The organism is Microbacterium sp. H6, assembly GCF_003314775.1.
GTDB classification, from domain to species: domain Bacteria; phylum Actinomycetota; class Actinomycetes; order Actinomycetales; family Microbacteriaceae; genus Microbacterium; species Microbacterium oxydans.
This window is the reverse complement of record NZ_QOAY01000254.1, coordinates 3,520-11,077: the sequence shown is the minus strand read 5'-3', so window position 1 is coordinate 11,077 and position 7,558 is coordinate 3,520. Positions and strand designations below refer to the sequence as shown.

Sequence of the window (7,558 nt, the reverse complement as noted above, 5' to 3'; positions counted from 1 at the left end):
TTGTCGATCTCGGACGCCTCAGGATCGGCTGTCGCGATCGCGCTGGCGGGTCTCGGTGTGGCGACGCTCGGCGGCGGGGCCGGGGCGTTCAGCGCCGTCTTCGGGTTCTGCATCGCCCTCGTGGCGCTGGCTGTGGTGCCCGGTCTCAGGCTCGGGCACGCGGCCGAGTCTCCGGCGACCTGAGCGCTCCCGCGAGGGCGGCGACCCCGAGGTCGAAGACGCGGTCGAGTCCGGCGGTGACATCCGCATCCTCCGCGGCCGGGAGCGCGCCGTGGCTGTCGGCGTGCATGCGCTGCTGCACGAGCGTGGCGTGGCCCAGCACGAAGTGGAGGATGGCGATTCCTCGATCCTCGGCATCCGAGGCTCCCTGTGCACGCAGGGTGTCGACCAGAGCCTTCTGCGCAGTGGAGGAACCGAGCTGGAGTGCGTAGGTGCTGAGGACCAGCTCGGCTCCGTCACGATAGGCGAAGAGGGCATCGCGGATGCCGCGCGCTGTGACGATGATGTCCGTTCCACCGTGCGGTATCGACGCGGTGATCCGGTCGGCGAGCTCGGCGAGCAGCTCCTGCTTGTTCGCGAAGTGCCAGTAGAGGGCGCTCGGCTGCAGGTCGAGGCCCGCGGCGATACGTCGCATGGAGAGGTCGGCGAGTCCTACCTCATCGAGCAGGGCGAGTGCGCTCCGTGCCACGCTGTCGCGGTCGTGTCGGGCCGGATTGGGCTCTGGGCTCATGCTCCGATTATAGTGAACGACGTTCAGGTGAACAGTGTTCAGGTGCGACGCGGAGGAAGCAGCGGTGGAGAGTTCCTCATCGATCGGACCCGCTCCGATCACCCTCGACCGGGTGTCGGTCGAGATCGACGGGCGCATGGTGCTGCACGACGTCAGCGTCGGGTTGACCGCACGGACGACGGCGGTGATCGGAGCCAACGGCTCAGGCAAGTCGACCTTCGCGCGCCTCCTCAACGGCCTCATCGCGCCGCGAGACGGAACCGTCTCGGTACACGGACTCGACACCGTCCGAGACCGCGCCGCCGTGCGCAAGCTCGTCGGTTTCGTCTTCACCAACCCCGATGCGCAGATCCTGATGCCGACTCCGGCCGAAGACCTCGCGCTCTCGCTCCGAGGGCGTCCGAAGTCCGAGGTGTCCGAACTCGTGAGGGAGACGCTCGAGACGCACGGTCTGGCGGAGCACGCGGACGTTCCGGCGGCCGCCCTGTCCGGCGGGCAGAAGCAGCTGCTCGCCCTGGCTTCCGTGCTGATCGCCGATCCACATGTGATCGTCGCCGACGAGCCGACGACCCTGCTCGATCTGCGCAATTCCCGTCGCATCGCCGATCTGCTGCTCGGGATCCAGGCTCAGATCGTCATCGTCACACACGACCTCGAACTGGCCTCTCGCTGCGACAGCGCGTTGCTCTTCGACGAGGGACGCATCGTGACCTCCGGCGTGCCCTCGCGTGTGATCGCTGCGTATCGGGAGGCGTGCGCGTGATCGCGCTGTATCACCCGGGGACGGGGATCGTGCATCGGGCGCCGGCCGCGCTCAAGCTGGGGATGCTGGCGATCGGAGCCCTCGTCCTGTCGCTGTATCCGCACGATCCGGTGAGCATCGCGGTCGTGCTCTTCGTGGTGGTGGGGCTCTACCGCGTGAGTGGACTCCCGTTCCGCGTGCTCGCCGCCGAGGCGTGGCGCCTGCGCTGGATCGTGCTCGTGCTCGCAGCTGCGCTCCTGATCTTCGTGTCGCCCGAGGCGGCATGGATCAGCACAGGACGTGTGGTCGCGGTGCTGCTCCTCGCCGGTCTGCTCACTCTGACCACGAGGATGTCGGCGCTGCTCGATGTCCTGCAGCAGCTGCTGCGACCGTTGCGTCGGCTCGGAGTCGATCCCGAGGCGGTGGCCCTGACGATCTCCCTGACCCTCACGACCGTCCCGGTGATCGCGGGGTTCGCCGTGCGCGTGCGGGAGGCGGAGCAGGCTCGTGGTGCACGGCTGGGTATCCGCACGGTGGTGCCGTTGCTCGTGCTCGCTCTGAAGCATGCGGATGATGTCGGAGACGCCCTGGCGGCCAGAGGCATCGGCTGACTCACACGAGGGCCGGCGCGACGGGGACCGTCGACGGTCGCTGCCTTGCGGTCCGTGGCGTCGGGAGCGAAGCCAGCCGCAGAGAACCAGCGATCAGCGCGAGTGCGATCAGGGCGGTTGCGACGGACGTGCCGAGGACCAGCAGCAGGACGATCCCGACCAGGGCGCTGAGAGCGCTGGCGACGATGCGACCGGGCGAAGACGCGGCGGCGGGTGCGGCCTGCGATTCGAACCGCGTGAACGCGATGGCGACGACGGCCGTGAGAGCGAGCGCGGTCGCGAGCCACAGCGGGCGTCCCGACCACCACGCCGCGCTGTCCAGGGCCGGAAGCGCGGCGCCGGTCAAGAGTGCGAACGCGGCCGTCGAGCCCGCCATGAGCAGCAGCACGGGCATGTGCCAGAGGTAGATCGTCATGGTCCGCACCGTCACGAAGGCGGTGAACGCGGCCACGTGCGGCTGTCGGCTGAATCGCTCGAGACGCTCGCGGTGCAGGGAGAGCAGGCTCGTGTGCGCGACCCCCACGAGGAGGAGGGCAGCCGTCGGCGGATTGATGTTCGCGATGAGGTCGGCGGAGTAGACGCCGACGGCGAACGTCATGATGAGCGCGAGGACGGCCGCGAGGCCCGCAACGATGCGGATCCGTCGGCTGAGGCGCTCGATGTGTCCATCGGCGAGGAAGAAGCCGAGCTGTTGGAGGGCCATCCACACGAAGGCGAGATTCAGGAAGCCCAGGCCCTCGACGCCGGAGACTCCGCGGAGGACGTCGATCGCGATCGCAGCAGCGGCAAGGGCGCCGATCGTCCACAGCGGCGCACGGCGGTGAGCGGCGGCGAAGAGGGGGAGAAGCGCCTGGCAGAGGAGGAAGACCCCGAGGAACCAGAGCGGCTGGCCATAACGGAACCCGGCCGTCGCGATGAGGTCGGCGGGAACGCCGAAGATCGTGAGCAGAGCGAGCGCGAGCCCGACGACCGCGATCGTCAGGATCGCGGGGCGCAACAGTCGGTGAACGCGGCCGGCGACGAATCCGACCGCCGTGCCGCCGCGCTGCCGCATGCGCTGATGCGCGAGGAATCCGGAGAATCCACCGATCACGAAGAACAGCGGCATCACCTGCAGGAGCCAGCTCAGCGGAGCGATCCACGCGGTGCCGTCGCTGGCGTTCTCGAAGATCGGACCGGAATCGCCGACCGTGACGCCCACCATGATCGCGTGCAGCAACACGACCCCGAGCACGCAGAGAGCCCGCAGGAAGTCGATGCCCGTATCGCGGGATGTGCGCAGCCCGGCGGCGACGGGCGGTGTCTGGACGATGGCCATGAGTCCTCCTCGGAAGCGATGTTCCAGGAGACTATGGACGTGGTGCGGGCGGAGACATCACCCTCGGGTCCCGTCGTACCCCCTACGACGGGATGAGTCGCGGCGATGCGTCGTCAGGACGAAGGCTCGACGAGCCCGGTGTCGTACGCCAGGATCACGGCGTGCACGCGGTCACGGAGGTTCAGCTTGGCGAGCACCTTGCCCACATGTGTCTTGACGGTCTGCTCGGCGATGAACAGCTCGGCGGCGATCTCGGTGTTGGAGCGGCCTCGACCGATGAGCACGAGGACTTCCCGTTCGCGGTCGGTGAGGTCGGCGAGCGCCGTCGCTGCGCGTGGAGTCCGGGGTCGGCGTCCGGCGAACTGCTCGATCATGCGTCGTGTCACGCTGGGAGCGAGGAGAGCATCACCGCCGGCGACGACGCGCACGGCGTGCACGAGCTCCTCCGGCAGCGCATCCTTCAGTAGGAAACCGCTGGCACCGGCCTCGAGCGCGTCGTACACGTAGTCATCGATGTCGAACGTCGTGAGCATGATGATCCGGGGGACATGCGCCGCGGGGTACGAAGGCCCGAGGATGCGACGAGTGGCTTCGATGCCGTCCAGTTCCGGCATCCGCACGTCCATGAGGATCACGTCGGGGTCGAGGCGCGCCGCGAGCGTGACCGCCTCCGCACCGTCGGCCGCTTGGCCGGCCACCCTGATGCCATCGTGGGCGTCGAGGAGCGCCCCGAAGCCGGCACGGACCATGGCCTGGTCATCGGCGATGAGCACGTTGATCGTCACGAGCGTTCCTTGTTGTGAGGGGCGGAGTTGTGAGGGGCGGTGTTGTGAGGGGCGGTGTCGCGAAGGGCGGTGTCGCGAGGGGTGGCATCGAGAGGAGTGGCAGATGAAGGGAGGTCGGCCGGTGAGGGATCATTCGGGCTGACCGGGAGGACGGCCTCGACCTCCCAGCCCCCGTCGCTCGAGGGGCCGGCGGAGAGGCTCCCACCGAGGAGTTCCGCGCGTTCCCGCATGCCGCGCAGACCGTATCCGCCCACGTGACCGTCCGGAAGGCGGGGCGGGGCGGTGTTGTGCACCACGATCCGGATCGATCGGGACTCGGCGCGCACGCGCACGGCGATCTGTGCCCCAGGGGCGTGACGGACGGCGTTGCTCAGAGCCTCTTGGACGATGCGGAAGGCGGCGATCTGGACGGCGGGCGTCGCCGCCGTAGCGGCGTCCCCACCCTCCAGGACGAGTCCGACCTCGACGCCGGCGCGGCGGATGCTGTCGACCAGGGAGGGGATATCGTCGATGCCCTGCTGCGGAGCGAGCTCGGCACTCTGATCCTCGGTGCGCAGCACGCCGAGCATGCGCCGCATCTCGGCGAGCGAACTCCGTGCGGTCGCGGCGATGTCCTCGAACTCCGCGACGGCCACGTCATCCAGGTCGGGGATGCGGTACTTCGCGGTGGAGGCCTGCACCTGGATCACCGACATGCTGTGTGCCACGACGTCGTGCAGCTCGCGAGCGATCCTCGTGCGCTCTTCCACGAGTGCGCGTCTGGCCTCCTCGAGCGCGCTGTGCTCCCTCTCCCGTGAAAGCTCGGCCGCCACCCTGACGCGTCCGGCGATCAGCGAAGCGATCAGGAACATGGCCGAGGCGAGGGAGGTCGTCACGATGAGGTCGGCCGTGGCGCTGGCTGACGATTCCGGCACGGCCACCATGTCGGGGCGGAGCATCGGCGAGAGGAGCGAGGCGATGGCCCCGAGGATGAGAGCGAACGCGCCGAGCCGTGCACCGTGGAGGAATGTGACGACTCCGACGAACAGGATGAATGTCAGCAGCGCAGGGACCGACCAGGGCCATGGGGACGCGATCGCGAGCTCGGGAACGACGGTGAGTGGGAGAGCGAGCGCCCCGGCCGTGAAGAGGCCGACGGCCCAGCGAGGATGAGAGATCGCCAGCAGCGGGGAGACGCACAGAGCCGCTCCGAGGATGAACGACAACGGGACGGGTGTGCCGTACAGGACGCTCTGCAGCGAGACGAGCACCGTGAACAGCGCCACCACTGCCGTGCACAGTGCCACGAAGGCGGCGGTGCGACGGCTGATGCGTGTTCGGCGAGGTGAACGCTCGCGGCGGCGTGCCATGGCTCTCATCCTGCCAGTTGCGGCGCCGCGGCACGGCGGCGGCGAGCGGCGGCGATCCGATCGATCACCAGACCGATGAGCAGCGCGACGACGATGCCGAGCCCCGCGCTGAGCAGAGGCTGGTCCTTGATCCAGGCGCCCGCGAGCAGACCGATGACGAGGCTGAACACGCTCCAACTGATTCCGGCGATCAGGCTCAACGGGAGGAACCGGCGCCACGGGAAATCGAGAGCCCCGGCCGACATGTTGACCGCCACCCTTCCGACGGGGATGTATCTGGCACCGAGGATCAGCGTGGCGCTGCGGCGGTCGAGTGCGCGTTGGGCATGCGCGAACGCTGCGGCGACGCGCGGTCGGCGCATCCACGCGAAGCGGGTGGTGCCCAGCCCTCGTCCGATCAGGAACGCGACGTTGTCACCGATCGCCGCCCCGATGGCAGCCACTGCCCCGAGAAGAAGGAGATTCCCCTCTCCCGTCGAGGCGGCCACGGCGGCTGCGGCCACGAGCACGGTCTCGCTGGGCACCGGGGGGAAGAAGCCGTCGACGATGGTGACGGCGAACAGCACCAGGTACAGCCAGGGTGAGGCGATCGCCTGCATGATCAGGTCGTTGAGGATGTCCACTCCGGCACGGTATTCGGGGAGTGGGAGGGGCGGCATCCCACCGGAGTATCGGCGTGCTCACTCTCCAGGTTGATCTTGCTGACCGCGACTCTCGGCGACGCGGCTTATACTGGGAGGCTGGCCGATCGGCCGAACACCCTCCCCGAAAGAACGGACGTCCGCTGTGCTTGCCGTGCACGACCTCGAGATCCGCGTTGGCGCGCGCCTGCTGATGGAGAACGTCTCGTTCCGCGTCGCCGACGGAGACAAGATCGGACTCGTCGGCCGCAACGGGGCCGGGAAGACCACGCTCACCAAGGTGCTCGCCGGCGATGTGCTGCCGTCCGGCGGAAGCGTGACCCGCTCCGGCGAACTGGGCTACCTTCCGCAGGACCCGCGTTCGGGCAACCCCGAAGACCTCGCGCGCACGCGCATCCTCGACGCCCGTGGGCTCGGTCAGCTCAACCTCGGGATGACGGAGGCGGCCCTCGCGATGGGGTCGGACGACCCCGCAGTGGCCGACAAGGCCATGAAGCGCTACGCCCGCCTCACCGAGCAATTCGAGGCCCAGGGCGGCTATGCGGCGGAGGCGGAGGCGGCGTCGATCGCCAACAACCTCTCGCTCCCCGACCGCATCCTCGACCAGCCGCTGTCGACCCTCTCCGGTGGACAGCGTCGCCGCATCGAGCTCGCGCGCATCCTCTTCTCCGACGCGCAGACGATGATCCTCGACGAGCCGACCAACCACCTCGATGCCGACAGCGTGGTGTGGCTGCGCGAGTTCCTCAAGGGGTACAAGGGCGGGCTGATCGTGATCAGCCACGATGTCGAGCTCGTCGGCGAGACGGTCAACCGCGTGTTCTACCTCGACGCGAACCGTCAGGTCATCGACACGTACAACATGAACTGGAAGAACTACCTGCGTCAGCGGGTGGCCGATGAGGAGCGCCGCAAGAAGGAGCGCGCGAACGCCGAGAAGAAGGCCACGACCCTGCAGCTGCAGGCGGCCCGCTTCGGTGCGAAGGCCTCGAAGGCCGCTGCGGCGCATCAGATGATCGCGCGTGCGGAGAAGCTGCTGGCGGGGCTCGATGAGGTGCGTCAGGAAGACCGGGTCGCGAAGCTGCGCTTCCCGAAGCCGGCACCCTGCGGCAAGACCCCGATGATGGCGTCCGGCCTCTCGAAGTCGTACGGGTCGCTCGAGATCTTCACCGATGTCGACCTGGCGATCGATCGCGGCTCCAAGGTCGTCGTCCTCGGGCTCAACGGTGCGGGCAAGACCACGTTGCTGAGGATGCTCGCCGGCGTCGATCAGCCCGACACCGGGCAGCTCGAGCCGGGACACGGCCTCAAGGTCGGCTACTACGCCCAGGAGCACGAGAACCTCGACGTGAACCGCTCGGTGCTCGAGAACATGGTCTCGG

8 protein-coding genes and 1 pseudogene are annotated in these 7,558 nt (G+C 68.6%); 4 read left to right on the top strand and 5 right to left on the bottom strand.

The annotated features are described in order from the left end of the window. Positions 1-183: pseudogene (locus DSP71_RS24115) on the top strand (MFS transporter); the annotation flags it as partial. Here the strand turns inward: DSP71_RS24115 and DSP71_RS16170 are convergent. Further along, a complete protein-coding gene (locus DSP71_RS16170) occupies positions 146-730 on the bottom strand; it encodes a TetR family transcriptional regulator (protein WP_046749404.1) in 585 nt (194 codons plus the stop codon). The pseudogene DSP71_RS24115 and the gene DSP71_RS16170 sit on opposite strands and share 38 nt — an antisense overlap. 64 nt (positions 731-794) lie before the next feature. Between DSP71_RS16170 and DSP71_RS16165 the strand changes: the two genes are divergently transcribed. Both DSP71_RS16165 and DSP71_RS16160 read left to right on the top strand, forming a co-directional pair. Further along, complete coding sequence (locus tag DSP71_RS16165) at positions 795-1,493, top strand: energy-coupling factor ABC transporter ATP-binding protein (protein WP_258546499.1); 699 nt, start codon at positions 795-797, stop codon at positions 1,491-1,493. After that, positions 1,490-2,083: an energy-coupling factor transporter transmembrane component T gene (locus DSP71_RS16160; protein WP_113681602.1), complete on the top strand. Its 594-nt coding sequence runs from the start codon at positions 1,490-1,492 to the stop codon at positions 2,081-2,083. Before DSP71_RS16165 ends, DSP71_RS16160 begins: the two co-directional genes overlap by 4 nt. A gap of 1 nt (position 2,084) precedes the next feature. Here DSP71_RS16160 and DSP71_RS16155 read toward each other — a convergent pair whose 3' ends face one another. The 4 genes from DSP71_RS16155 to DSP71_RS16140 form a co-directional block, all read right to left on the bottom strand. Further along, positions 2,085-3,401, bottom strand: coding sequence for an acyltransferase (locus tag DSP71_RS16155; RefSeq protein WP_113681598.1), 1,317 nt, complete (start codon positions 3,399-3,401; stop codon positions 2,085-2,087). A 113-nt stretch (positions 3,402-3,514) separates the two neighbouring features. Further along, positions 3,515-4,186 carry a response regulator transcription factor gene (locus DSP71_RS16150; RefSeq protein WP_046749141.1) on the bottom strand — a complete coding sequence of 224 codons (672 nt, stop codon included), beginning with the start codon at positions 4,184-4,186 and terminating at the stop codon, positions 3,515-3,517. Further along, on the bottom strand, positions 4,183-5,535 hold the full coding sequence (locus DSP71_RS16145) for a sensor histidine kinase (RefSeq protein ID WP_113681597.1): 1,353 nt from the start codon (positions 5,533-5,535) through the stop codon (positions 4,183-4,185). Before DSP71_RS16145 ends, DSP71_RS16150 begins: the two co-directional genes overlap by 4 nt. 5 nt (positions 5,536-5,540) lie before the next feature. Continuing rightward, entirely contained in the window at positions 5,541-6,194 is a 654-nt protein-coding gene (locus tag DSP71_RS16140; protein ID WP_218867375.1) for a DedA family protein, read from the bottom strand. Positions 6,195-6,321: 127 nt separating this feature from the next. On the opposite strand from DSP71_RS16140, the gene DSP71_RS16135 reads away from it, so the two are divergent. Beyond that, positions 6,322-7,558, top strand: a 1,237-nt coding sequence (locus DSP71_RS16135) for an ABC-F family ATP-binding cassette domain-containing protein (RefSeq protein ID WP_258546498.1), incomplete at its 3' end; no start/stop codon positions are given.